The sequence below is a fragment of the Mucilaginibacter ximonensis genome, from assembly GCF_042686265.1.
Taxonomy (GTDB): Bacteria; Bacteroidota; Bacteroidia; order Sphingobacteriales; family Sphingobacteriaceae; genus Mucilaginibacter; species Mucilaginibacter ximonensis.
This window is the reverse complement of record NZ_JBHUPD010000001.1, coordinates 577,718-602,367: the sequence shown is the minus strand read 5'-3', so window position 1 is coordinate 602,367 and position 24,650 is coordinate 577,718. Positions and strand designations below refer to the sequence as shown.

Genomic DNA, 24,650 nt, shown 5'->3' with positions numbered 1-24,650 from the left:
TCTAACATTTCCTAACTCGCCTCGGCTAGTTTTTCTTTGTCCAAAATCTCCAGTAAAACCCGCTCAGCCATATTCAGTTCTGCGGCTTTGACGTCTTTCTCTTCGTCTAAAGTCTTGATGTAGTTAAACAGATGCCCTTCTTCATAACTTTTGATGATGGTTGGATGCACATAGTATTTTTTGCACACTGTGCGTGTGTTACCCAGATTTATGGCTACCTCATCCAGCACACTTACAATCTTTTTTTTGCACTCGGTTACCGAATTAAATTCACCAGCTTCTTTAAAGGCATATAAAGCACTTACGCTACCGGCCCAGGTTCTGAAATCTTTGGCGGTAAAATCTTCGCCGGTAATCTCTTTCAGGTAGGTATTAATATCGCCCGAGCCTATAGAACAGCGTGTACCATCTTTATTATAATATTGAAACAATTCTTTACCCGGGATATCGCGGCATTGTTTAACCAAACGCGCCAGTTTACGGCTTTGCAGCGCTATTTTATGAAAGACGCCTTTTTTACCTTTAAACTCAAACCTCAAATTTGAGCCCTCTATTTTTACATGCCGGTCTTGCAGGGTCGTTAACCCAAATGAACCGTATAGCTTTTTGTATGACTCATTACCTACCCTTATACTGGTTAGTTCCATCAGTCGCACCACTAAAGCTACCACTTTTTCGTGGTCAAGATCATGACGCGACAGGTCTTTATCAACCTGCTGCCTGATAGCCGGTAAATGCGCCGCAAAGCTTTGCAGGCGGTGATATTTGGACTGATTGCGAATTTTATTCCAGTCGGCATGGTAACGATACTGCTTGCGGCCGGCGGCATCAGTGCCTGTAAATTGAAGGTGCCCGTTTTCATAAGGCGAAATCCAGACATTGGTATAAGCTGGCGGTATCACCAATCTGTTAAAGCGTTGTATCAGTTCTTTATCTTTTACCGTCTTTCCGTCCGGATCGACATAACTCCAGCCGGAACCGGCTTTTTTGCGCGTATATCCAGGCGTTGAATCTGACACATAGCGCAACCCCACAGCCTTAGCCGTGATCTTTGGATCGCGACCAATTTTTTCAAGCTTTTTTATTAGTCTGTTCATTTGATGTAATAACGGTTTGCCAGGCAATTGGTTTTGCTTGGTTCATTAGTGATTGCGCGTTTCTATGGCGGGACTTGCCCGGTTCTCAATTTACGAACTTCAACCACCATGCGGGAAAGAGGATTTCGAAATATGCGGTACAAATTCCCTCCCTTGGGAGGGGTGCGGCTGGTTTGTGCGTAAAGGCAGGGAGGGGTTTTGCCATTTTACTAGCGTAGAAACCCCTCCCTGCCCCTCCCAGGGGAGGGAATCGCACTGGCTCACGCAATCGTATTCCATAATAGCACTAAAATATCATTGACAAGCTCGTTAAGCATGAAGCATCTTATCGAATTGATAGCTTTGATAAGATCCTTCACTACGTTCAGGATGACAAATGGGATAAACAATTCAATGAGCATTTTACGCTCCGCTGACGAATTAATTAAAACACAATGGCCAACTTTAAGCTTTAAATCACAACAACCAATCAACTTATGAAATACAACTTTTTAGGTAATACCGGTGTGCTGGTGTCTGAGATATGTTTTGGCACGATGACCTTTGGCGGCAGCGAAGAAGGCATTTGGGGCAACATTGGCCGCGTACAGCAAGACGAGGTTAACCAGATGATGCGTACAGTTGTAGATGCCGGCATCAATTTTATTGATACGGCCAATGTTTACTCATTTGGTAAATCTGAACAACTGCTCGGCCAATCTATTATCGACGTAGGACTGAACCGCAATAACCTGGTTATTGCTACCAAAGTACGGGGCCGCATGAGTGCTGATGTAAATGATGTTGGCCTGAGCCGTTTTAATATCTTCCAGTCGGTTGATGCCAGTTTAAAGCGCCTGCAGCTTGATCATATTGATTTGCTGTATGTACATGGAGTAGATTTGTTTACGCCTATTGAGGAAACCGTACGCGCACTTAACGATATTGTATTAACCGGCAAAGTACGCTATGTAGCTATTTGCAACTGGCCGGCCTGGATGGTAATGAAAGCTTTGGGCATTGCCGAGAAGCACGGCTGGAACAAATTTGTAGGTCTGCAATACTACTATTCTGTTGCCGGGCGCGACATTGAACGCGAGATTGTTCCGCTGGCACAAGATCAGCATCTGGCCATCTTTCCGTGGAGCCCGCTGGCCGGTGGTTTCCTGTCAGGAAAATATACCCGCAGTAATCAGAATGTAGATGGTGCGCGCAGAGATAAATTCGATTTTCCGCCGGTAGACAAAGAAAAAGCTTATGATATTATTGATGTTTTAGGCGATATCAGCAAAGCTCACCATGTATCGGTAGCGCAAGTGGCACTGGCCTGGGTGCGTTTGCAAAAAGGTATCACCAGCACTATTATCGGTGCCAAAAACATTGATCAGCTAAACGACAATTTAAAATCGACGGAGATTACCCTATCTCCAGATGAACTGAAACGCCTTGATGAGATCAGCGCTACACCAAAACCATACCCCGGCTGGATGGTAGACCGCCAAATGGGCGACCGGTTGGTTAAGTAGCTCGTTATTATTATATTTGGAAGAGACGCGAAGTATTGCGTCTCTTCTTGATTTGATATATGGGGCTAGTGTAAACTTTTTTCAGGACGGGTCACCTTTCAGGGTGTTTCACTCTATTAATCCGCAAATTCAAAATTTACGTTAAACAACTTATAACCAAATATTTATAAGCTTTATTTAAACCATTACTACTGTTTCAAAGTGTTTCACCCACAAACATTAAAATGCTGTAAAACAACACATTATCGAAAAAAGGTGTTTCAAAGTGTTTCATATTTAAAGTGGAACACCTGCACCAAAACTATAAAGATTTAACCACAGAAACCACATGCTCCACCTGCTCCGGGTGCACGTCCAGATGCAGCACAAAACGAATACGATGCTTATCGGTCGACATTGCATGAATGCCTTGAGCAGCCAATTTCTGAAGAACAGCATCCGCAAGGTCAACAGTATCAAACAGGATGATATTGGTTTCTACAGGCAACACGTTGGTCACCGCCGGCGAGGCCGCCAGCGCCTCAGCAATAATACGGGCATGGGCGTGATCGTTTTTCAATCTTTCCACATGATGGTCTAAAGCATAAATACCCGCAGCTGCCAGAAACCCCGCCTGGCGCATGCCACCGCCTAAAACCTTGCGTACCCGGCGGGCGTATTTGATAGTTTCTTTATCAGCCAGCAAAACAGACCCAACCGGCGCCCCCAGCCCTTTTGATAAACAAACCGATATGCCGTCAAAGTATTTGCCGTAGTCGTATGCCTTGTCGCCGGTATGTGCCAACGCATTAAATATACGGGCACCGTCCAGGTGCAGTTTCAATCCACGCTGTTGGCAAAGTTCAGCTATAGGTTTAATCTGATCTAAGGTATAGCATGCGCCGCCGCCTTTATTGACGGTATTCTCCAGTACGACTAAGCTGGTATGCGGATAGTGCACATTTTCAGCATTGATCTCGGGTTCTATCATATCGGCAGTTAATATACCCCGATAGCCATTCAGCAATCTGGTTGACACTGCAGAGTTAAACGCTATGCCGCCACCCTCGTAACGATAAACATGCGCGGTTTGATCGGCAATCAGTTCGTCCAATGGTTGCGTAAAGCATTTTATGGCAATCTGGTTAGTCATGGTACCTGAGGGGCAATAGATGCCGGCTTCCATCCCAAACATAGCTGCCGCCTTGGCTTCAAGCTGGTTTATAGTTTCATCGTCGCCAAACACATCGTCGCCAACTTTAGCGTTAAACATGGCTTCGAGCATGCCTGCTGTTGGTTTGGTTACAGTATCGCTGCGTAAATCGACAGTAATCATATTAAATATTGTAAAATTGCGTTATTTGTGTTTTATATCTTTTTATGCGCTCAAGTTTAATCATTTTCTGCTTCATGCTGCTGTGTATAACAGCAAAATCACAATCATGGCAGCCAGGCCATTTCTATGATGTCAAAGGAACAAAAAGCACCGGGTTTATCCGCGTTAATCCCGGCGGTAAAGGCCCTATTAAAGGCGAAGGCTTTATTGAGTATAAAGAAACGGATAAAGATGACCCCATCAAACTTAGCGCCAGCGACCTGCGCTCATTTGTAGCCGGTCGTGACAGCTTTGTGGTAGCCATTGCCCCCGCCGCAGGCTGGGCAAAATATGATATGGATTTTGTGCATGTAGCTGTAGATGGCCCGATACGTTTATTTGAAGCCCGCGGTGCAGCCGGCGATGGTGGTAGCGGCGTTGGCTTTAGCCCGGGCATCGGCGTAGGTGTAGCCGGTGGTGGCGGCACAGGCGGCTTTGGCGGTGGACTGGGTGGTGGCATCTCGATCCCTATCGGCGGCCGTGGTGGCCACGGTAAAGGCGGCAAAGCAGTATATTATTATGGCGCTAACACGGCGAGTATGAAGCCGCTGACTAATGAAAACTTTGTCGACGTAATGACGGAGATTATGGGTGATGAACCGGATGTGGTTGAGAAAATTCAAACCAAAAAATATAGCTTACGCGATATTGACAAGCTGCTTACTTATTTTTACCAGACAGAAGCAAGCCACGGGCAGTGATTAGTGACTGATTGAATATATTGCTGGTTAATCGCTGATTAGCTGATACTCACCAGCCAATCTTTATTCTTTAACCGTTCATATTGCTGATCTATCCTGGAGTTTTCGGCTACGAAATTATTGAAGAGCAGTTCATATGCTATCTTAACCCAAACCATTATTACCGGCCAGGCCTTTACAGAATATTTGGCAATGTATGGTTCCCGAATTAATTTAGGTACGGCGTCTGTCAGCCCCAGGCCGGTTATAACCAACACTAGCACCAGCAAAACAATATTGAAGGCGGTATATGGTTTATCTTGTATCAGCATCCAGATAAACACGCCAGTTACGGCAATGATATAGGTAGGGTGCTCTGCTCCGGTACTAAATATCACCACTAAAATTAGGGCTGAAGCCAATACTTGCGCACGATATTTAAAGGATTTGTATTGACTTATTCTTAACAAAGGTGCTAAAAACAACAATGCCCCCACTATCAAAAACGGACCGTTTGGTATGTTGATATTATGCGTTAGGCGTCGCACTACACCCATTACGCAAATGTCCTGCGGAGAATCAAAATAGGCATTTAAACCAACCTTACTGTGTACCGCAGCCAGCCATTGATGATATGAATTGATCATATAGCCCGGGCTGTATAATATAAGCGGAGCGATAAAGAGCACAATGCCCCAAATAACTGTCCACAAAACAAACCTGCCTTTGTTGCGCGAAAACAAAAAGAACGTAAGACCTATTACCGGGTAAAGCTTAATCAAAAACCCAAGCACCACAAACAACGTAGCCCATTGCTCCTTCCCCCTTTCAACAAATATAAAACTGAGTACAATCATGGCCGTAATAGCCGGATTAAATTGCATATAAAACACCGAGTTGGCATATTCAATCGCACAGAGTAGCAGCAACTGACTTTTCTGCCTTACGGTAAACGGCAATAAGTTAATGGCGAGCAAAATAGCCATCGCGTTAGCTAATTCCCACAATAAAAAGCCCCAAAAGTGGGGAAGCAGCGCAGATGGGGCAATTATTAAAGGAAAAACAGGTCCGTAATAATAGAGGTCGCCGTACTCTTGCGGGTAGCTGGCGTAAAGATCTTTTTCTTGTATGGCGTGTGAGTAAGATGCTCTGAAGATTTTATAATTATTGTCTATGCCTCGACTGTATTTAAAAATACTGGTATAGATAGCTACGGCGATGTATAGCACCCAAAGCCATTGATAGCCTGACAAGTATATAAATCTTCTGTTGCTCACGTCATACAATAATACAATAAATTTAAATTACCAGGAGCGATATGATTACGAAGACAATACCACAGGCCGGGCCTGGCCTATCATATATGATAAAAACCATTTCCAATGGTTTGGGGAAAATATTGGTGGGCCCTGTCCTGTAATAGCCGGCAAAAACCAGCAGTGTCGTTCTTAACTAAAGGGTACGGTAAATATTAAAGCCAATTACATGAGCTGTAAAAAGCTAAACAAACTTCGTAACAAAAACATTACAAATATAAATTTTAATGCGATATTTTGGTCAGAAACCCAATTTATATGTTTTGTGCGATAACAAAACCGCTGGCCCAGGCCCACTGGAAATTGTAGCCTCCTAACCATCCTGTTACATCAACACATTCGCCACCAAAAAATAGCCCGGGGACCTTTTTAACTTCCAGCGATTTTGATGAAAGTTCATCAGTCGATACACCGCCGCGCATTACTTCGGCTTTATCATAGCCTTTGTCGCCGGCTGGTTTAACTTTAAAGTGGTGGATAAGGTTATCTATAATTTCTAGGTCACTCTTACTTAAAGAGGCAAGATTCTTATCGATTGGTAAATAACCGTCGAGCGCCTCTGCAAATTTTCGGGTATATAAACCAGATAAGAAGTTTAATAACGTTTTTTTACCAGTTACTTCACGTTCTGACTGAATAAGCTGGCTGATATTTTGATTGGGTAGTAAATCAATGTAAATAAATTCACCGGGCCGCCAATAAGATGAGATTTGTAAAATTGCCGGTCCGCTTAGCCCCCAATGGGTAAACAGGATATTCTCTTCAAAACTGGCTCTATCGTTCCAAACCCTGCAAAAAATACTATTGCCCGATAATTGTTCATACCATTGCTGATCCTTACCGGTAATGGTAAGCGGCACTAAAGCCGGTGCAGTATCGATAATCTTGATTCCAAAATTACGGGCCGTGCGTAAGCCAAAATCTGTCGCCCCCATTTTTGCAATAGGTAATCCACCCGCAGCAATAACAACTTTAGGCGCTTGCAAAATTACTACGCTGGCGTTGGTTTCATAGGCCACTGTAAAACCACCGTTTGCCCGCTCTATAGTTTTAACATTAGCTTCAGTAATGATCTGCTGGCCCAGGTCATGACATAATTCTGTAAAAACCTTCACAACATCGCGCGCCTTATCGCTTTGCGGGAATAGTTGACCTAGGGTTTTCTCTTTACCGGTAATTCCATAAGTTTCGAAAAAGTTAATGGTATCATCTACTGTCCATTGCGCAAAGGCCGACTTTACAAAGTGCTCATTTTCAGATATGAATTGCTTAGGTGATGCATAGAGATTGGTGTAATTGCAGCGTCCGCCACCGCTTATCAATATCTTTGCTCCTACCTTATCGTTCTTTTCAAGGATCAAAGTACGTTTGCCTAAAAACCCAGCTTGCACGGCACACATTAGTCCGCAAGCGCCGCCACCGATAATTATGGCATCAAAATCTGTTTGTTTTATTAAATTTGCAGACATGGTCGAAGTTCCGCAAATATCAGAATTTGGAAAGATACTTATCTTCTTAATCACCGGATTTATATTCATGGGGCTGATGTTTTTTATAAACCGATTGATAGCACCCCGAAACCCTACCAAAGAAAAACTTATTTCATACGAATGCGGTGAGGAACCAACCGGTAATGCATGGTTACCGTTTAACTCGCGGTTTTACGTTATAGCGCTGGTATTTCTGTTGTTTGATGTCGAAATGATTTTCGTCTTCCCCTGGGCAACGGTGTTTGGCAGCCATGAGCTGATTGCTGCCGACTCACGCTGGGGATGGTTTTCGCTGACTGAAATGTTTATTTTTTTAGGTATACTCATATTAGGCTTGGTATACGTTTGGGTAAAAGGCGATCTAGACTGGATAAAGCCCAAACCTACAGTGCCTGTTACCAATATTAACATACCTGAGTCGCTATACACCGCGCTGAATGTTAATCAGTCAGCATTTAAAGCACGCGAATTTTCAACTACCGATATCAAAGAACAACCGATTTCAGAAGCTCAATCTGCCGGTACAACAACAGAAGCTGCCCCGATACGTAAACCGATGTTTAAACCAACATTTAAAAAACCAGCCAATGAGTAACGATATCAACAGCGAAGGCGGCGGCGTGATGGTCACGAAACTTAATGATCTGTTAAACTGGTCGCGTTTGTCATCATTATGGCCTATGGGGTTTGGCATTGCATGCTGTGCGATAGAAATGATGGGATCATACGCATCAACCTATGATATGGATCGTCTGGGCGTATTTCCACGCCCGTCGGCCCGGCAGTCAGACGTCATCATCATCGCGGGCACTGTAACCTTCAAAATGGCCGAGCGTATTAAACGTTTGTATGAGCAAATGCCCGAACCGAAGTATGTGATATCAATGGGATCATGCTCTAACTGCGGCGGCCCTTATTGGCAGCATGGCTATCATGTGGTTAAAGGTGTTGACCGCGTTATCCCGGTTGATGTATACGTGCAGGGATGCCCACCGCGCCCTGAAGCTTTGATAGGTGCCATCATTGAGCTGCAAAAGAAAATTGAAGGCGAGCAGTTAATTGCAGGGTAAGCTCCTTATCTACCACAAAACCAAAATTCATTATCCATTTTTGAAAGATTTGGGGTAAACTTGCATTTACAAAATGAAAACGTTTTACGGAGACCTTAAACTTGGAATTTTAGGCGGCGGACAACTGGGCCGCATGCTCATACAGCAGGCTATCAACTATAATGTTACGGTTAAAGTGTTAGACCCGGACCGCGAGGCCCCATGCCGCAAACTGTGCGACGAATTTGTAGTGGGCTCGTTAGGCGATTACGAAACAGTTTACAAGTTCGGTAAAAAGGTCGACCTGCTAACCATCGAGATAGAAAAAGTAAACGTCGACGCCCTTGAACAATTGGAACGTGAAGGCGTGCTAGTTTATCCACAACCAAGAATCATTCGCCTGATACAGGATAAAGGCCTGCAAAAGCAGTTTTTCAAAGAGAATGATATCCCCACTGCGCCTTTTAAAGTAATAAGTTCGGTTGACGAGTTGAAGCAAGCTGAATTTAACTACCCATACATACAAAAATTAAGACGCGATGGTTACGATGGCCGTGGCGTGTATAAAGTAACCGACGAAAGCTCGCTTACTAATGCTTTTACCGAGCCAAGCCTGATTGAGCAGATGATTGATTTCGAAAAAGAGATCAGCGTTATTGTCGCCCGGAATGAAAACGGAGAGGTAGCGACATTTCCATTGGTTGAGATGGAGTTTAATCCGGAGGTTAACCTGGTTGAATTTCTGATCTCTCCTTCTACTTTTTCTCAGGAAATTCAGGAAGAAGCCGACAGCATTGCCCGTAAAATAGCTGAGGACTTAAAGATAATTGGCTTACTTGCTGTAGAAATGTTTTTAACTAAAGATGGTAGAATCTTGGTTAACGAACTGGCTCCTAGGCCGCATAACAGTGGCCATCAAAGCATTGAGGGTAACGTAGTGTCGCAATTTGAACAGCACCTGCGTGCGATATTTAACCAACCCATGGGTGATACTGCGTGCATTGGCAACGCAGTAATGATCAACGTATTAGGCGAACCGGGTTATGAGGGCCCTGCTGTTTATCAGGGAATTGAAAAAATATTGAAATGCCCGGGGGTGTATGTGCATTTGTATGGAAAGGCATTAACAAAGCCCTTCCGAAAAATGGGGCATGTTACTGTTGTGGATCAGGATAGAGAAAAAGCTATTGAGAAAGCCCGATTTGTACAAGGCACGCTTAAAGTAGTAAGTTAAAAACATTTGTCATTCTGAGCGTAGCGAAGAATCTTATACGTTGGTTAATCGCTTAACAAGATTCTTCGCTACGCTCAGAATGACACTCTTAAATAACAGTTATGAGTCAACCAAAAACAGGAATCATCATGGGCAGCAAGTCGGATCTTCCGGTGATGCAGGATGCTGCCGATGTGTTAAAAGAATTAGGTGTTGAATATGAAATCACCGTCGTATCGGCACACCGTACGCCCGACCGCATGTTTACTTACGCTCGCGAAGCAGCGGGCCGGGGTATTAAAGTGATCATTGCCGGCGCCGGCGGTGCAGCACATTTACCGGGTATGGTAGCGTCGTTAACTCATTTACCGGTTATAGGCGTCCCCGTTAAGTCAAGCAATTCTATTGATGGCTGGGATTCTATCCTATCTATACTGCAAATGCCAAATGGTATCCCCGTAGCCACTGTAGCTTTAAACGCGGCTAAAAACGCCGGTATCCTGGCAGCACAGATCATATCAACTGCTGATGAGCAAGTGGTTAAAAACCTGATCGCCTTTAAAGAAAATTTAAAGAAAAAAGTCGAAGAGTCGGCCGCAGAAATGGAATCGGGTCGTTAATTGTAAAGCCCCGATTTATTTTAATTCAACTGCGGATTTTCAGGAAAGTTAGCAATATGTGCAAAGCGATTGCCCAGGCTGATTACTACTTCTTTCCACATATTTTGTTCGCTATTGCTAAACAGTGTTTTGGCGCTGCATTTCTCGGCTACTATCCAGCTGTTTTCCTGTATCTCGTTATCTAACTGATTTAGGGCCCAACCTGAGTATCCCATAAAAAATTTGATTTCATTTTCAAGTTGATACGTTGTTATCAATTCTTTAATAACTTCGAAATCACCACCCCAGTACACACCATCGCAGATCTCTACGCCGCCCTCAATTTTTTCAGGTACACAATGGATAAAATGTAGGGTATTGGCAGCTACCGGCCCTCCAATATACACAGGTATCTCTGAATATGAAATATCGGGTAACACATCGCCCAGCATATACTCGGTCTGATGGTTTAAAATAAAGCCCATGGCGCCTGTCTCAGCATATTCGGTAAGCAAAATAACCGACCGTTTAAAGTTCGGGTCCGTCATAAACGGCTCAGATATAAGTAATCTGCCTGCTGCGGCGGCGATAGAATTTATCATAAACTTATTTTTAGGTTATAATTAATTAACAAGTTAAAGTAAAATATGTTCAATCTGTAGTCATGAAATGCGCTATATCATTACATACGGTATAATTAATTTGTAAGTTTGCATTACATGAATCAGGAAGAATTACAGAACTTAAGACAAGATTACAGCGCCGCAACGTTGTCTGAAAAAGACGTTGCCGCCAGCCCTATAAAACAGTTTAATAAATGGTTTAATGAAGCCCTGGAAGCCAAAGTACCTGAGCCAAACGCTATGACCCTGGCAACGGCCACTCCTGATGGCCGCCCTTCTGCCCGGATAGTTTTATTAAAAGGCTTTGATGATGAAGGTTTTGCTTTTTATACCAATTATCTGAGCCGAAAGGGTAAAGAGTTGGCCAAAAATCCTAACGCGGCTGTTGTTTTTCATTGGATTGAATTGGAGCGCCAGGTACGCATTGAAGGTACGATAGAGAAATTGAGTAAAGAGCAGTCAGACCAATACTTTCATTCGCGACCAAAGATGAGCCAGATTGGGGCGTTAGCCTCTCCTCAAAGTCAGGAAATTGCAGATCGTAACGCACTGGAAAGCAAAATGAACGAACTGGAAGCAGAGTATGCGGACAAAGAAGTCCCTAAACCATCGTATTGGGGTGGCTATGTATTAAAACCCCGCCTTATTGAATTTTGGCAGGGGCGACGCAGCCGCTTGCATGATCGTATTGTTTACAAAAAAGTTGACAATAAAAGCTGGAAAAAAGTTAGGTTAGCGCCATGAGTTTTGATGATATCAAACAGTTATTGGTTGATAGATTTGGTACAGATGTAATCGAAGGCGAAGAAACCGCCGGCTTACAACCTGCTTTATTGATCGCACCCGATCAAATTGCCGACGTATGCCTTGAACTGCGCAATAACCCTAAAACCTATTTTGACTTTTTATCATGCCTTACCGGGGTTGATTATGGCGTCGACGAGGGACGTTTTGGCGTGGTTTATCATTTAGCATCCATCCCCTATCAACGTCAATTGACATTAAAAATCAGCAAAGCTTACAACCGCGCTGAAGGTGGCGAGCCAATATTTAAAAGCTTGTCGTCAGTTTACCGAACTGCAGATTGGCATGAACGTGAGGCCTACGATTTAGTGGGGATATTTTTTGAAGGACATCCGGATTTGCGACGCATTTTATTACCGGATGACTGGGAAGGTTATCCGTTAAGAAAAGATTACAAAACAGCCGAATATTACAAAGGGATTAAAATAGATTAATTGATTTCTGATATCAAATATCAAAAAAACTAAATCCGAAATCGAACATCCGATATCCGAAATAAAAGTGACTGAAGCATTAAAAGCATATTATCAAAAAATCGCCAGCGCCAGCGTGGAGGACATGGTTCTGAATATGGGGCCGCAGCACCCATCTACGCATGGGGTTTTGCGCCTGGAGCTTATTACTGACGGTGAGATTGTTAAAGAGGTAATACCGCATATGGGATACCTGCATCGCTGTTTTGAAAAGCACGCCGAGTCGCTTACCTATCAGCAGACCATACCTTTTACCGACAGAATGGACTACCTGGCTTCAATGACCAATGCACATGTTTGGGTAATGGGTGTTGAGCGTATGTTGGGCATTGATAAAGACATTCCCAAACGTATTGAATATATACGTGTGCTGGTTTGCGAACTGAATCGCATCGCCTCGCACCTTATTGCAGTGGGCACTTATGGTATTGATATAGGAGCCTTTACCCCTTTCCTTTGGCTATTCAAAGACCGGGAGCATATAATGGGTTTACTGGAATGGGCATCGGGCTCACGTCTGCTTTATAACTATATATGGGTTGGCGGCTTGTTTTACGACCTGCCTGTTGGCTTTGAAGAGCGCTGCCGTGAGTTTGTTGAATATTTCAGGCCTAAAATGGTCGAACTGAACCAACTCCTTACCGAAAACCAGATTTTCATTAACCGTACTGCTAACATTGGTGTTTTACCACGTAATGTCGCCATTAACTACGGCTGCTCAGGCCCGGTACTTCGTGGCTCTGGTTTAAAGTGGGATTTGCGCCGCATAGATGGCTACTCCGTTTATCCCGAACTTGATTTTGATATTCCTATCGGTAAAGGCGAAATGGGATCAGTTGGTGACTGCTGGGATCGTTATAAAGTGCGTATTGATGAGATTGAAGAGTCTCTGAAGATTATAGAACAATGTCTTAACCGCCTGCAAAAAGAATTAAAGCGCACGCCTGATTTTGATCCACGTGCCAAGCTTCCGCGTAAACTTACACCTAAACCTCAAGACTACTATGTTCGGGGCGAAGGAGCTAAAGGAGAACTTGGTTTTTATTTTATGCATACAGATCTACGCTCAGAAATACCTTTCCGGGCAAAAGCCAGAGGGCCAAGCTTTAACAACCTCTCTGTGCTACCAGAAATAGCCAAAGGTGTAATGATCGCCGATTTAATTGCTATTATAGGCAGTATTGACTTTGTTTTAGGAGAAGTGGATAGATAGTCTTGACCATGATTCTTAGGATTTATAGATTACCCTGATAATATATCTTAAAAAATTAAGGTAAATCAAGGTAATCCTAAAATCGAACAAATCATGATCAAACAAGAAAGGCGCTTTACAGCGCCTTTTCTAGTCCATAGGTAAATGGTGTATTTACCGGTTAATAAACCTTAACCATAAATACAAAGTTCTTGGCTTTTGCTGTTTTCTGAGTTTCAGACAAACCGGTTAATGTATTCTTTTTGTTTAGTGTAACTTTATCTTCCAATGAATCGGCGGGGATATTTTTAATAGCATCAAGCAGATATTTAGCTTTGATGGCAAAATGTTCGCCTTCAAAATGTGCTTCTTTTGAATCGGTTATACCAATTACATTGCCTTTACTGTCCCATAGTGGGCCGCCGCTGTTGCCAGGGTTAATAGGCATGGTAATTTTGTAATGAAGCGTATCTCCGTTCTGACCATATAGTGATGACAATGATCCGGGCACATAAGCCGGATAACCATCGGGATAACCATAGGTAGAGATCTGCTCGGCTAAGGTACCGTCTGCCCTTTTAAAAGTATACGGTACGGCCCCTAACTTTTCAAAAGTTTTATCAGTGATTTTTAAGATTGCAATGTCATGCTGCGGCTCGGCATACAATACTTCAGCTTTGAAAGTAGTACCATCGGCATTTTGTACAGATACTGCGCTGGCGTCTTCAACTACATGGTAATTTGTCGCAATTAAACCATCCGAAGTAATGGCGAACCCTGTAGCGGTAGCACTGTATTTATCGGCAACGTTTTTTTTCTCTGAATTAATGGCATTGATTTTTTTGCCTTGGTTATTGATAGAACCTTCCAGTCTGTTTACTTTATTTTTCAGTCCGATGATCTCTGAATTAGTATTACTACTTAATTTACCGGTAAACCACATGGTACAAAGAAAAGCTATAATACCAATTGAAGCTGCCACCGAAATTTTTGAGTGATGGTTTCTCCAGAATTGAACAACCCAATTAGGGTGCACCATCAAATCTTCTCTCAAAGTATGCACGTCTATCTCATCATGAATAGCGTTCAGGCGGCTCTCTAGTTCAACACGCTCGCCATATTGTTTAAGCAGACTTAAAAAAAGCTTATGCTCTACAACCTTACTGTCAACCTCGGCATTTTCTTTACGCAACAATTCAAATTTTTTACGCTCATCGGCTTTCATTTCGCCGTTAAGGTAACGTTCTATTGTTTCTAAAAGTTGATTATCAATCATTTCTTATCCCTCTTTACTTTTGTTGAAAAAACAATTTCTTCAACCTTTGCAGACATTTGTATTTCTGCGTTTTAGCATTGTCTGCATTGGTGTAACCAAAACGCTCGCAGATATCCTGCATAGATCTGTTATTTATATAAAAGTCCTCCATGATGGTTTTACAAGGTTCGCCCAGTAACTTAAGCGCACTTTCCATTTTGGTAAACTGTATATTGCGGTCATTGTGCTGGTCAATCTCTTCTTCTTCTATCGGCAAAAATTCCTGAAAGTCACGAATGTCGCCGCCATAGCGGTTAATGTGCGTTAATCGCTTTAACCAAAGCCTGCGGCATATTGAATAGATATAAGTTTTTAACTTGCTGCTTAATTCAAAATCGCCGGCCTTAACTTTATTATAAAGAACTATTATCGCCTCCTGATAAATGTCCTTGGCATCGTCTGCATCGCCATTATTATTAATAATAAGTTGCAGTACCATCGGAAAGTAGGCCGTATACAACTTTTTTAATGCCGCTTCCGAATTATTGAGAATACCAAGAATAACTTCGCTGTCTGTTGGCGCTGAATCTTTTAGATGTTTACTCACTCTGTTATATTCATTACTTAATACCATTATCCGCAAATAGTAACCCATCGGGATAATAAAATCTAAAAATAAATAATATTACGTCTTGCTTTCATAGTTCACACGCTTAATTGCCGGTTAAATTATTAACCACTTCATTTGCAATCTATTAAACATTAAGCAAAAAACCTTTTGGCATGTTTAATGCTGCGCATCACACAAAATAATTTAGTTAACACTAATTAATAATTGCACGATCATGAAAAACGCAGTAAAAAATGGCTTGCTTGCTCTGGTTGTAACGGTATCATTTGCAGCTTGTAAGGGTAAGGGCTCGGCCAATGTTGATTCAGTTAGCACAGACACCTCAAGCAGTACCCACGTAACCGATACTATTAAAAAAGATACCAATTCAATGACGCCCGATTCTTTAAAAAAGGACACAAGCGTACATACTACCACAACCACGACAACAACGACAACAACCGAAACTAAGCATAAGAAAAAATAACATTTAGTACACAATAAAGAAGGGATAAGCTACATAAGTTTATCCCTTCTTTGTTTACCGGGGATAATGGGTTACCTTTTTTGTAACGGCGTATTAATCAATACAAATACAATTTAACACCTATCCAAAATGAAAAACATTTTAAAAATTAGCCTGGCGGCAATAGTTGTCGCCATGAGTTTGATGGCCTGCGGCGATGGCCACAAAGCAACGAATGCTGTTAGCCAGCCTGACACAACCAAAGTTGATTCTGACAAAGCCGATCTTACCAAAGTTGACTCCAATAAGCTGGACACCTCTGCTAAGGACGGAACAGCGGTAAAAAAAGCCACTGTAAAAAAATAATTAAAATAAATTTTGCAGTTTTTATAGCTGATTATTAGTTTTTTATCAAAAGGTAATCAATTATTTTACAAATAGTGGGTTACCTTTTACTGTTTATTGTATTAATAGAAAAACTATATAGTCACTTTTTAAAAATTAAAACATGAAAAATTCAATCAAATTAGCAGCAATCGCTTTAGTAATGACTTCATTCGTAGCTTGTAAAGGTTCTAGCTCAGCTTCATCTGACACTACTAAAGTTGCTGACACTACTAAAGTTGCTGACACTACTAAAGTTGTTGACACTGCAAAAAAAGACACTACTAAAAAAGACACTACTAAAAAAATGTAATCTTTTTTTTAGAGAAAACAAAAGCCTCCCGATTTTATCGCGGAGGCTTTTGTTTTTAATTGCATTTTGAATCTCTTAATGATGCTGCTCTACTGAATCGCGCAAGGCCTTGATTTCATCGTGCGATTGGTCAATGATAGATTTCTGATCATTTAAAATATCGCGGATATAAGCCGGCATAGTTTCATCATCTATAGCAGTTTGATAGGCCTTTTTGATAGCATCCTCGCCAAATTCACATTCTTCTAAAATACTCTTCTCGCTATGGCCGGTAAATGCAGCTTTTACCTCTAACCAGGTACGGTGAATAGTACCGCTTACTGATGAATCCTGCGAGGCATCACCACCCAACACTTGTATTTCCCCGGCCAACGTAGATTTTAACTGCTGGCTTTCCAATATTTTATTATTGAAAACGGTCACAAGGTCAGAGCGATCATTTAGTTCGTCAGTGTTTTCGTTTAACTCTTTAATAGCATTTTCAAATCCTTTGATACGGTCATTGTTAATCTGCACCAGATCATTTAATGTCTCAATAATTGCTTTGTTGCTTTCCATGGTTTTGATGTTTTTGTTTGATACTAATACATCTAAAAACGGGCCAAAAAAGCAATTTTAAAGAAATAAATTTTCAAATAAATTAAATTTACTTACCGCCTCCAAAAAACATAGACAACAACCAGATAATAACACCCACCACTACTACAACGGCGAGTATACCAACAAATACACCGGCTTTAAAAATACCGGTAATAGCAGAACATCCGCTTAAGGCTAGCGTTGCCAAAACGATAAATAAAATATTAAACTTCTTCATAAGTTAAATGTGTTTGTAAATACAATACAACAAGCAAGGCTTTTTGGTTTGTTTAGATTGATGAAATATTAGGCCACTATCTGGTTTCGCCTAAAATCACTTAAATAATTGTAGTTGTTATTAATGCCCGATGGTTAACTTTACCGGCCATGGCATCACCTATATATTCTGCAAAAAACGTAACCGTAAAATTCATAGATAATTTATTGTTCACTGATTTGAACTTTACTGTCAACAAAGGGCAACACTGGGCCTTGGTGGGCGCAAGCGGATCAGGCAAAAGCGCGCTATTGCAAACCATTGCCGGCAATTTAAACGCGACAGGAGGCGAAGTGCATTACTATTTTTTTGAGGATTATTTGAAAGATCATCCCGGCAACCCCGAAAACCTTACCCATCATAAACTGGTAGCCATGGTTGAGTCAAAACATCACTTCAAAAACCTGAGTAATACCGGCGATTTCTACTATCAGCAACGCTATAACTCGATGGACAGTGAAGATGCCCTGACGGTTGAACAATACCTGCATAACATTAAACCTGCCCCGCAGCCCAATTTATACTGGCATTTCGACAAGATCGTCTCAACCTTAAAACTTGATCAGTTAAGCCAAAAGCAACTCATCAAGCTTTCAAACGGAGAAACTAAACGTTTACGCATTGCGGCTGCCTTGCTTAAAAATCCGGTATTATTATTGTTAGATAGCCCGCTTACCGGGCTGGACGTACAAACCCGCCAGGAATTTAATGCAATTATTCAGGAAATTACAAACTCGGGCATTACCGTGATCATGGCAACTTCACCTTTTGAAATACCCGATGCAATAACCAATGTAGCTGTACTTAAAAATGGCACTATAGTGCATAGCGTTGCTAAAGATGATTTTACGCCGCAGCTAGCAGGCATCGCCGGCGATTACCATATCGACAAAGCAGAACTCAGTTCATTATTGAGCGACCATAATACGGCTGCGAGCTATCAGCATATCATAGCCATGAAAAACATTCACGTAAAATATGGCGAGAACGTTATTCTGGACAATGTGAACTGGCAGGTAAATCCCGGCCAACGTTGGGCGCTGCTTGGCCATAATGGTGCCGGTAAGTCAACATTATTAAGTTTAATTAATGGCGATAACCCGCAAGCATATGCCAATGATATCATCCTGTTTGACAGAAAGCGCGGCAGCGGCGAAAGCATTTGGGATATCAAGAAAAAAATCGGCTTCGTATCGCCCGAGCTGCATCAGTATTTCCCTACCGATAACAGCTGTTTACAGGTTATTGAATCGGGCTATTATGATACATTAGGCTTGTTTCGCCAAAGTAACAAGGACCGTGCTGAAGTTGCTTTGCGCTGGATGAAAGCTTTGGAGATTGATAAATATGCCCGCGTGCTCTTAAAAAATGTACCGGCAAGTACGCAGCGCTTATGCTTATTGGCCCGGGCGCTCATTAAAAACCCACCGTTATTGATATTTGACGAGCCCTGCCAGGGGATGGATATGCATCAACAGCAACATTTTAAAAAACTTGTAGACTCTATTTGCGAGCTCAGCAAGGTAACCCTGATCTATGTCACCCATTATCAACATGAGATACCCGATAGTGTGACACAGGTTTTGAAGTTGGAGAAAGGTAAAGTAGTTGCTTAACCATCAAACTACCTCATATTTTTACAAACAGAAGATTGTTAGCCACATTCAAGCGATAAACGTTTAACGACTTTATACCTATATTTGCCATATGAATACTGCCGATTTGTTACAGCGCGCTTCGCGGTTTGAGTTTTTGAGTGTTGAAGAGGGTGTTTACCTGTATCACAACGCGTCCACTGCCGATTTGATGTATGTGGCCAACGAGTTGCGAAAAAAGCAGGTGCCACATGGTAAAGTAACCTGGCAGATAGACCGTAACGTTAACACTACTAACGTTTGCATTGCTAACTGTAAGTTCTGCAATTTCTTTCGTCGCCCCGGGCATGAGGAAAGTTATATCACCGATATTGAGACATATAAACGCAAGATCGAAGAGACTTTTAGATATGGCGGCGACCAGCTTTTATTACAAGGTGGCCACCATCCCGATCTTGGTTTGCAGTTTTATGTGGACCTGTTTAAACAGCTAAAAGAGCTATATCCAACGCTTAAACTTCACTCGTTAGGTCCGCCGGAGATTGCACACGTAGCTAAGCTGGAAAACATGAGCCATATTGATGTGCTTGCAGCTATGAAAGAGGCCGGCCTGGACTCATTACCTGGTGCAGGTGCAGAGATATTGAACGACCGCGTCAGGCGACTGATATCAAAAGGTAAATGCGGCGGCCAGGAATGGCTTGATGTTATGCGCGCGGCACATAAACTTAACCTGCCTACATCTGCTACTATGATGTTTGGCCATGTTGAGACTATCGAAGAACGTTTTGAGCACCTGGTATGGATACGCCAGGTACAATCAGAAAAACCAGAGGGCCACCACGGTTTTATTGCCTTCATCCCCTGGCCTTTCCAGGACGACGGTACTTTACTGCGTAAAGTCCGGGGTATTACCAATAACGTTACCGGAGACGAATATATCCGCATGATTGCGCTAAGCCGCATTATGTTACCAAATATTAAAAACATTCAGGCTTCATGGCTTACTGTAGGTAAACAAGTTGCGCAAATCTGCTTAAATGCGGGTGCTAACGATTTTGGTTCAATCATGATTGAAGAGAACGTAGTATCTGCCGCAGGTGCACCTCACCGTTTTACCGCTAAAGGCATTCAGGATTCTATCCGTGCTGCCGGTTTTGAGCCTCAATTACGCACCCAAAAGTATGAGTGGCGCGACATGCCTGCACAGTTAGAAGAGCAGGTCATTAACTATTAAAATCCAAAAAAGCGCCCCGGCTATTCTGCCACGGGCGCTTAATCATAGGATTTAAATGTCAAGCTTATTTAACACCAAACGGGGCTACTAAAGCCACAACCTGTGCCGAGGTTAGCGGTTCATCAAAAGCCGCAGTAGCCGCTGTTGTAGATATGCTACCATTTACACCGGTTAAGGTAGTGATATTTACACCGCCTTGCGTTACATTATCTTCGCCGGCGTAGTTTGCGTTTACAGCAGCAATACCTGTATCATTGGCACCTACTATCCATGGTTTAGTAGATGAGGCCCCTCTGGCTTTACGTACCTGACGGATAGCTGATGCGTGACGAGCTTCAACAGAATGAATATCCAACGCAGCGGTCAACACGGTTTTATTACCGACCAAAAATCCGGCCTGCCCCTTGTAAGCCCGCACACCGGTATCTTCAAATGCTTGCGCCACCGCAAAATACGTATCGGCGTTGGTTAATACATCTGCAAATAAACCGCCAGCAGTAAAATCGTAAACGCCATTGTTTCCCTGCGTACTTTGTGAAACAGCAGCCGAGCCTAATACACTTTGCAGGAATGCAACGTGGGCCTTTTCGTGACCTTGTATAGTAGTCAGGTAGCCTTTTTCGGTAGCAGAGAAAGCTATATTTGAATTAACGCCGGCAGTATAAAACGCCGATTCCAAAAACTCGAGTTTTAAGGCGTAATTCAATACGTCGGTTACAGATGGGGTTACAGTTTGGCCATAAGCCTTTTTCATGAGGCTGCTAAAGTAGAATGGTATAGCGGCAACAGCCACCTTTGAGCCAAAGCTTGTCATATTTTTGATAGCCGCACGACGCGGGCTTATTCTGTCCTGGAAATCAGGATCAGCTTTTTCAATTTCTTCAATTATTCCAAATAAATTCATGACTGTCCGTTTTTAAGATGCTACATAACCATAATTTGATGCGTTTACCTTGGTTGAAAGGTAACCGTTGGCAATTGCCAGTACCTGTGCAATTGTTTGTTGTTTGTCCATACCGTTTGCGTCAAGTATGGATGTGTCAGCAAAACTGCCCGGATTTAACAGGTTTCTGATATAAGCTGCATGGCGCGCCTCAACCGAAACTATTTTGCCGGCCAGCAACAGGTAGTCGGCGCTTTGAATAAGATAACCGGCACCATTATAAGCGCTTACACCGGTATCTTCAAATGCTTTTGCGGCACCTAATACGCTGGCGCGACTGCTAAAGTCAATGCTGCTAAAATTTGGCGTAAGCGATGGGATAGCATTATTACCTAAAGCTTTTTTGAAAAACTCGCGGTGCGCAACTTCGTGGTCACGAATATCGGCCAGTAGTGCTATTTCATCTTGCGTAGCACCGGTATACATGTGTGCCGAAACGTTGACATAAAATGCAGCCTCCAATTGCTCAAGTGCGTAAGCGTAGTTCAGTATGGCAAGGTCGCCGTTGGCTCCAATATCAATACCCGTATGCGTCATAGGGCTGTGGTCTTTTTTGCAGGCAGCTACCGATAAAACGCTTGCCGCAGCCACGCCCGCTCCTGCATAACGTAAAAACGACCGGCGGGCCATGTTTACATTTGCTTCGTCATGTTGTGTTTCTGTTTTCATAAATGAGATTTTGTTAAATGTGTTGTTTATAAAGGTGTTTAGTTTTATGCTGTTCTTTTTTTACGTACGCCGACATTATTTGCTATGGTTTTTATTTTATTAAAATTTTATCATTCCTGGCAGGAATTATTAAAAAAACAATAAATAAAACGGGGATAATTAAAAAAAAAGCAATTTTAGGGGCAAGTTGGATTAGACAAGAAACATGCCATGGCCAAACGAAAATTCCTGCGAAGATTAACTGCGTGGTTGGTTTTATTAATTGATTATATCGCTGAGTTCAAATTTCATCTATTTAAAAATAATGTTGTCACACGCTGCAGGAATATTAATTTTACTACCCAATGGAAAATCCTGAATTGTATATAGAGGCTCTGATATTTGCCTCGGAGCAAAGCATACGTGTTGAAGAGATATTATACTGCCTGCAAGCTACTTTTGAGCGCGATTTTGCGCAGGAAGAAGTAAACGCCGCTTTACAAAACATCAGGCGAAAATATGCTGCCGATAACTTTGCTATTGAACTGGTTCATATCAACAACGGCTACCAGTTCTTAACCAAAAAAAACTACCATCCGGTTATTAGTCTACTGCAGTTGCAGCGCTCCAAAAAGAAACTGAGTCAGGCTGCGCTGGAAACTCTGGCTATCATCGCCTACAAACAGCCAATTACCAAAACTGAGGTTGAGCAGATACGTGGCGTTAATTGCGATTATTCGATACAAAAACTCTTAGAAAAGGAGCTAATCGCAATAAATGGGAAGTCGGAAGCCATAGGTAAACCAATTTTATATGGCACTAGTCCGCTTTTTATGGATTACTTTGGAATAAACGGTATAGCCGAATTACCTCAGATAAAGGAACTTACAGACAACTCATCTACCATAGGTGAACAGCATGAATAAAAATTTAAATGTTTTTTCTTTGAAAATGAATTTTCGTTATTTTTACTAGTGTTAACCAATTGAGTTAGCAACAAAAAAGTTTAACCTTATTAAAAACATTATCCAACTTATTTTATAAAAACACTTTCACCTCATGGGAGCGCCAAGAAAAAACGAAGACAAGAAAATTCCAAGGAACACGGATGCTGAAGACGATGATGATGACTTGGAAACAACACCTAAAAAAAAGGTTGTTGACGACGACGATGATTTTGATGGGCCACTAGATGATATTGGCTTTGAGGATTATGGTGATGATGACGACGACGACGATTTTTAATCAGTTTATATATTAATCAACTTATACGAAGCACCCGGAACCGTTTCTTGGGTGCTTTTTTTATAGCTGCCGATGACGCTTACAGAAGTAAAAGACAAATCCACAAAAAAACAGTTTCTGGACGTCGCCCGTATCATTTATAAAAATGATACAAACTGGGTATGTCCGTTGGATAACGATATTGAAGCAGTTTTTGATCCGCAAAAAAACAACTTTCACCAATTTGGTAAATGTACCCGTTGGGTTTTAAAAGACGATAATGGTAAGCTTATTGGCCGTGTAGCCGCTTTTATCAATGAAAAGAAAGCTTACCACTATGATCAACCTACCGGAGGTATGGGTTTTTTTGAGTGTATTGATAATGAGAAAGCTGCTTTTCTGTTATTTGATACTGTTAAAAACTGGCTGAAAGAAAAGGGCATGCAAGCAATGGACGGCCCTATTAACTTTGGTGAGAATGACACTTTTTGGGGTTTGCTTACTGAAGGATTTTCGCAACCGTCGTATGGTATGAATTATAATCCTCCCTATTATAAAAAGTTTTTTGAAGACTATGGCTTTAAGGTGATGTATGAGCAGATTACCAACCACTTATACACCAGTGTGCCGTTCCCGCCGCGTTTTGAAAAGATTGCCAAATGGGTAGCGCAAAAACCAGGATACGAGTTTAAGCATTTAAAAGTCTCAGAAATAGAAAAATTTGCAACTGACTTTATTGAGATTTATAACGACGGCTGGAAAGACTTTGAAAACTTTGTCCCGATAACCTATAGCACCATTCTGGAAAGCTTCAATAAAATGAAAGCCATCATGGACGAAAAGCTGATATGGTTTGCTTACGTTAACGGCGAACCTGCTTCATTCCTGGTGGTATTGCCCGATGCTAACCAGATGATACAACCATTAAAAGGCAAATTAGACCTGGTTGGTAAACTTAAGTTTCTGTATTATCGATGGAAAGGTGTGAAACGCATGCGCGCCATTGTAATGGGCACTAAGCAGCACCTACAAAACCATGGTTTAGAATCGGCGATATTTACTAAGTTGAAAGAGTATGTACTATCACTTAACCAATATGACGTGTTGGAGCTGTCATGGGTAGGCGATTTTAATGATAAAATGCTCGCTCTGCATGAGTCCATGGGCGCCACATTTGCACACAAGCATGCCACTATGCGCTGTATTTTTTAACTACATAGCTAAAAATTATTAAAGCATAAAAGGCTTACCTTACAACCTAAAGGTGTAAGCGTAAGCCTTTGTTATATCAGTCAAAAAATTGCTTAGGCTGTTGCCTTGTTATGCCGCAACTCTTCAAAAAGTTCAATAACTTTTTTCTGCAATTCAATAATTTCGGTCTCTCTGTCTGTTAGTTTTTTGTTTACGACATCAAGTTCGTTAACAAATTTTTGTTCCTGCTCATGATCATTAAACGTAAGGAGCTGAACAACTGACATTTCAAATAAATTAGAAATCTGCTCTAAACGCGATAAGTTGATATCAGTAATACCGGTTTCAATTTTAGAAAAAGCAGGAATCGAAATATCTAACCTTTTAGCTACATCTTCCTGGCTCCAACCTTTTTGATGACGTAATAGTCTGATTTTTTTTCCTAGTGACTTCATTTAGGGTCTTGTAAGTATGGGGGTAAGGGTTTTCTCAATAGTTAATAAAGTTACTACATTTTTTTTATTTAAAAACAA

29 protein-coding genes are annotated in these 24,650 nt (G+C 41.9%); 17 read left to right on the top strand and 12 right to left on the bottom strand.

The genetic code is table 11. From position 1 onward, the window contains the following. Positions 1–11: 11 nt before the first annotated feature. Positions 12–1,097 carry a DNA topoisomerase IB gene (locus ACFS5N_RS02730; RefSeq protein WP_377181980.1) on the bottom strand — a complete coding sequence of 362 codons (1,086 nt, stop codon included), beginning with the start codon at positions 1,095–1,097 and terminating at the stop codon, positions 12–14. A gap of 476 nt (positions 1,098–1,573) precedes the next feature. On the opposite strand from ACFS5N_RS02730, the gene ACFS5N_RS02725 reads away from it, so the two are divergent. Then, positions 1,574–2,602 carry an aldo/keto reductase gene (locus ACFS5N_RS02725; protein WP_377181978.1) on the top strand — a complete coding sequence of 343 codons (1,029 nt, stop codon included), beginning with the start codon at positions 1,574–1,576 and terminating at the stop codon, positions 2,600–2,602. A gap of 301 nt (positions 2,603–2,903) precedes the next feature. On the opposite strand, the gene ACFS5N_RS02720 is transcribed toward ACFS5N_RS02725, so the two are convergent. After that, a complete protein-coding gene (locus ACFS5N_RS02720; protein ID WP_377181976.1) occupies positions 2,904–3,917 on the bottom strand; it encodes a threonine aldolase family protein in 1,014 nt (337 codons plus the stop codon). Between the two features lie 74 nt (positions 3,918–3,991). Here ACFS5N_RS02720 and ACFS5N_RS02715 point away from each other — a divergent pair, with 74 nt between their 5' ends. Then, positions 3,992–4,657, top strand: a complete 666-nt coding sequence (locus ACFS5N_RS02715) for a hypothetical protein (protein ID WP_377181974.1) — start codon at positions 3,992–3,994, stop codon at positions 4,655–4,657. Positions 4,658–4,695: 38 nt separating this feature from the next. Here ACFS5N_RS02715 and ACFS5N_RS02710 read toward each other — a convergent pair whose 3' ends face one another. Beyond that, positions 4,696–5,913 (bottom strand): glycosyltransferase family 87 protein, encoded by a 1,218-nt coding sequence (locus ACFS5N_RS02710; protein ID WP_377181972.1) that lies wholly within the window; start codon positions 5,911–5,913, stop codon positions 4,696–4,698. Between the two features lie 293 nt (positions 5,914–6,206). Then, positions 6,207–7,421, bottom strand: a complete 1,215-nt coding sequence (locus tag ACFS5N_RS02705) for a BaiN/RdsA family NAD(P)/FAD-dependent oxidoreductase (RefSeq protein WP_377181970.1) — start codon at positions 7,419–7,421, stop codon at positions 6,207–6,209. Here ACFS5N_RS02705 and ACFS5N_RS02700 point away from each other — a divergent pair. From ACFS5N_RS02700 to purE, 4 genes are all read left to right on the top strand, one after another. Continuing rightward, complete coding sequence (locus tag ACFS5N_RS02700; protein ID WP_377181969.1) at positions 7,420–8,037, top strand: NADH-quinone oxidoreductase subunit A; 618 nt, start codon at positions 7,420–7,422, stop codon at positions 8,035–8,037. The two genes, ACFS5N_RS02705 and ACFS5N_RS02700, sit on opposite strands and share 2 nt — an antisense overlap. Continuing rightward, positions 8,030–8,512 carry an NADH-quinone oxidoreductase subunit B gene (locus tag ACFS5N_RS02695; RefSeq protein WP_377181967.1) on the top strand — a complete coding sequence of 161 codons (483 nt, stop codon included), beginning with the start codon at positions 8,030–8,032 and terminating at the stop codon, positions 8,510–8,512. Before ACFS5N_RS02700 ends, ACFS5N_RS02695 begins: the two co-directional genes overlap by 8 nt. A gap of 73 nt (positions 8,513–8,585) precedes the next feature. Next, positions 8,586–9,725, top strand: coding sequence for a 5-(carboxyamino)imidazole ribonucleotide synthase (locus ACFS5N_RS02690; RefSeq protein ID WP_377181965.1), 1,140 nt, complete (start codon positions 8,586–8,588; stop codon positions 9,723–9,725). A 101-nt stretch (positions 9,726–9,826) separates the two neighbouring features. Further along, complete coding sequence (gene purE, locus ACFS5N_RS02685; protein ID WP_377181963.1) at positions 9,827–10,324, top strand: 5-(carboxyamino)imidazole ribonucleotide mutase; 498 nt, start codon at positions 9,827–9,829, stop codon at positions 10,322–10,324. 20 nt (positions 10,325–10,344) lie between these two features. Here purE and ACFS5N_RS02680 read toward each other — a convergent pair whose 3' ends face one another. Beyond that, positions 10,345–10,905 carry a YqgE/AlgH family protein gene (locus ACFS5N_RS02680; RefSeq protein WP_377181961.1) on the bottom strand — a complete coding sequence of 187 codons (561 nt, stop codon included), beginning with the start codon at positions 10,903–10,905 and terminating at the stop codon, positions 10,345–10,347. A gap of 117 nt (positions 10,906–11,022) precedes the next feature. On the opposite strand from ACFS5N_RS02680, the gene pdxH reads away from it, so the two are divergent. The 3 genes from pdxH (at position 11,023) to ACFS5N_RS02665 (ending at position 13,416) form a co-directional block, all read left to right on the top strand. Continuing rightward, the gene (gene pdxH, locus ACFS5N_RS02675; protein ID WP_377181959.1) at positions 11,023–11,670 is read left to right on the top strand and encodes a pyridoxamine 5'-phosphate oxidase; all 648 of its coding nucleotides are present in this window, start codon (positions 11,023–11,025) and stop codon (positions 11,668–11,670) included. Further along, complete coding sequence (locus ACFS5N_RS02670; RefSeq protein ID WP_377181957.1) at positions 11,667–12,164, top strand: NADH-quinone oxidoreductase subunit C; 498 nt, start codon at positions 11,667–11,669, stop codon at positions 12,162–12,164. Before pdxH ends, ACFS5N_RS02670 begins: the two co-directional genes overlap by 4 nt. 124 nt (positions 12,165–12,288) lie before the next feature. After that, positions 12,289–13,416: an NADH-quinone oxidoreductase subunit D gene (locus ACFS5N_RS02665; protein WP_377183884.1), complete on the top strand. Its 1,128-nt coding sequence runs from the start codon at positions 12,289–12,291 to the stop codon at positions 13,414–13,416. 160 nt (positions 13,417–13,576) lie between these two features. Here the strand turns inward: ACFS5N_RS02665 and ACFS5N_RS02660 are convergent, their stop codons facing one another. Both ACFS5N_RS02660 and ACFS5N_RS02655 read right to left on the bottom strand, forming a co-directional pair. Next, complete coding sequence (locus ACFS5N_RS02660; RefSeq protein ID WP_377181955.1) at positions 13,577–14,671, bottom strand: S1 family peptidase; 1,095 nt, start codon at positions 14,669–14,671, stop codon at positions 13,577–13,579. A gap of 13 nt (positions 14,672–14,684) precedes the next feature. Further along, positions 14,685–15,257 carry an RNA polymerase sigma factor gene (locus ACFS5N_RS02655; protein WP_377181953.1) on the bottom strand — a complete coding sequence of 191 codons (573 nt, stop codon included), beginning with the start codon at positions 15,255–15,257 and terminating at the stop codon, positions 14,685–14,687. Between the two features lie 238 nt (positions 15,258–15,495). On the opposite strand from ACFS5N_RS02655, the gene ACFS5N_RS02650 reads away from it, so the two are divergent. From ACFS5N_RS02650 to ACFS5N_RS02640, 3 genes are all read left to right on the top strand, one after another. Then, positions 15,496–15,747 (top strand): hypothetical protein, encoded by a 252-nt coding sequence (locus tag ACFS5N_RS02650; protein ID WP_377181951.1) that lies wholly within the window; start codon positions 15,496–15,498, stop codon positions 15,745–15,747. Between the two features lie 129 nt (positions 15,748–15,876). Next, positions 15,877–16,092, top strand: a complete 216-nt coding sequence (locus tag ACFS5N_RS02645; protein WP_377181949.1) for a hypothetical protein — start codon at positions 15,877–15,879, stop codon at positions 16,090–16,092. 142 nt (positions 16,093–16,234) lie between these two features. Then, the gene (locus tag ACFS5N_RS02640; protein WP_377181947.1) at positions 16,235–16,423 is read left to right on the top strand and encodes a hypothetical protein; all 189 of its coding nucleotides are present in this window, start codon (positions 16,235–16,237) and stop codon (positions 16,421–16,423) included. Positions 16,424–16,498: 75 nt separating this feature from the next. Here ACFS5N_RS02640 and ACFS5N_RS02635 read toward each other — a convergent pair whose 3' ends face one another. Next, positions 16,499–16,981, bottom strand: a complete 483-nt coding sequence (locus ACFS5N_RS02635) for a PA2169 family four-helix-bundle protein (RefSeq protein WP_377181945.1) — start codon at positions 16,979–16,981, stop codon at positions 16,499–16,501. An 88-nt stretch (positions 16,982–17,069) separates the two neighbouring features. After that, positions 17,070–17,240 (bottom strand): hypothetical protein, encoded by a 171-nt coding sequence (locus ACFS5N_RS02630; RefSeq protein ID WP_377181943.1) that lies wholly within the window; start codon positions 17,238–17,240, stop codon positions 17,070–17,072. A gap of 149 nt (positions 17,241–17,389) precedes the next feature. Between ACFS5N_RS02630 and ACFS5N_RS02625 the strand changes: the two genes are divergently transcribed. Then, complete coding sequence (locus ACFS5N_RS02625) at positions 17,390–18,895, top strand: ATP-binding cassette domain-containing protein (RefSeq protein WP_377181941.1); 1,506 nt, start codon at positions 17,390–17,392, stop codon at positions 18,893–18,895. 91 nt (positions 18,896–18,986) lie between these two features. After that, positions 18,987–20,111 carry a cyclic dehypoxanthinyl futalosine synthase gene (gene mqnC / locus ACFS5N_RS02620; RefSeq protein ID WP_377181939.1) on the top strand — a complete coding sequence of 375 codons (1,125 nt, stop codon included), beginning with the start codon at positions 18,987–18,989 and terminating at the stop codon, positions 20,109–20,111. Between the two features lie 64 nt (positions 20,112–20,175). Here the strand turns inward: mqnC and ACFS5N_RS02615 are convergent, their stop codons facing one another. Together ACFS5N_RS02615 and ACFS5N_RS02610 are read right to left on the bottom strand one after the other, a co-directional pair. Then, entirely contained in the window at positions 20,176–21,015 is an 840-nt protein-coding gene (locus tag ACFS5N_RS02615) for a ferritin-like domain-containing protein (protein WP_377181937.1), read from the bottom strand. A gap of 12 nt (positions 21,016–21,027) precedes the next feature. Next, a complete protein-coding gene (locus ACFS5N_RS02610; protein WP_377181935.1) occupies positions 21,028–21,723 on the bottom strand; it encodes a ferritin-like domain-containing protein in 696 nt (231 codons plus the stop codon). A gap of 344 nt (positions 21,724–22,067) precedes the next feature. Between ACFS5N_RS02610 and scpB the strand changes: the two genes are divergently transcribed. From scpB to ACFS5N_RS02595, 3 genes are all read left to right on the top strand, one after another. Beyond that, complete coding sequence (gene scpB, locus ACFS5N_RS02605) at positions 22,068–22,628, top strand: SMC-Scp complex subunit ScpB (protein WP_377181933.1); 561 nt, start codon at positions 22,068–22,070, stop codon at positions 22,626–22,628. A 133-nt stretch (positions 22,629–22,761) separates the two neighbouring features. Then, on the top strand, positions 22,762–22,947 hold the full coding sequence (locus ACFS5N_RS02600; RefSeq protein ID WP_377181931.1) for a hypothetical protein: 186 nt from the start codon (positions 22,762–22,764) through the stop codon (positions 22,945–22,947). Between the two features lie 72 nt (positions 22,948–23,019). Next, positions 23,020–24,138 (top strand): GNAT family N-acetyltransferase, encoded by a 1,119-nt coding sequence (locus ACFS5N_RS02595; RefSeq protein WP_377181929.1) that lies wholly within the window; start codon positions 23,020–23,022, stop codon positions 24,136–24,138. Between the two features lie 92 nt (positions 24,139–24,230). Here ACFS5N_RS02595 and ACFS5N_RS02590 read toward each other — a convergent pair whose 3' ends face one another. Next, on the bottom strand, positions 24,231–24,572 hold the full coding sequence (locus ACFS5N_RS02590; protein WP_377181927.1) for a helix-turn-helix domain-containing protein: 342 nt from the start codon (positions 24,570–24,572) through the stop codon (positions 24,231–24,233). Positions 24,573–24,650 lie beyond the last annotated feature (78 nt).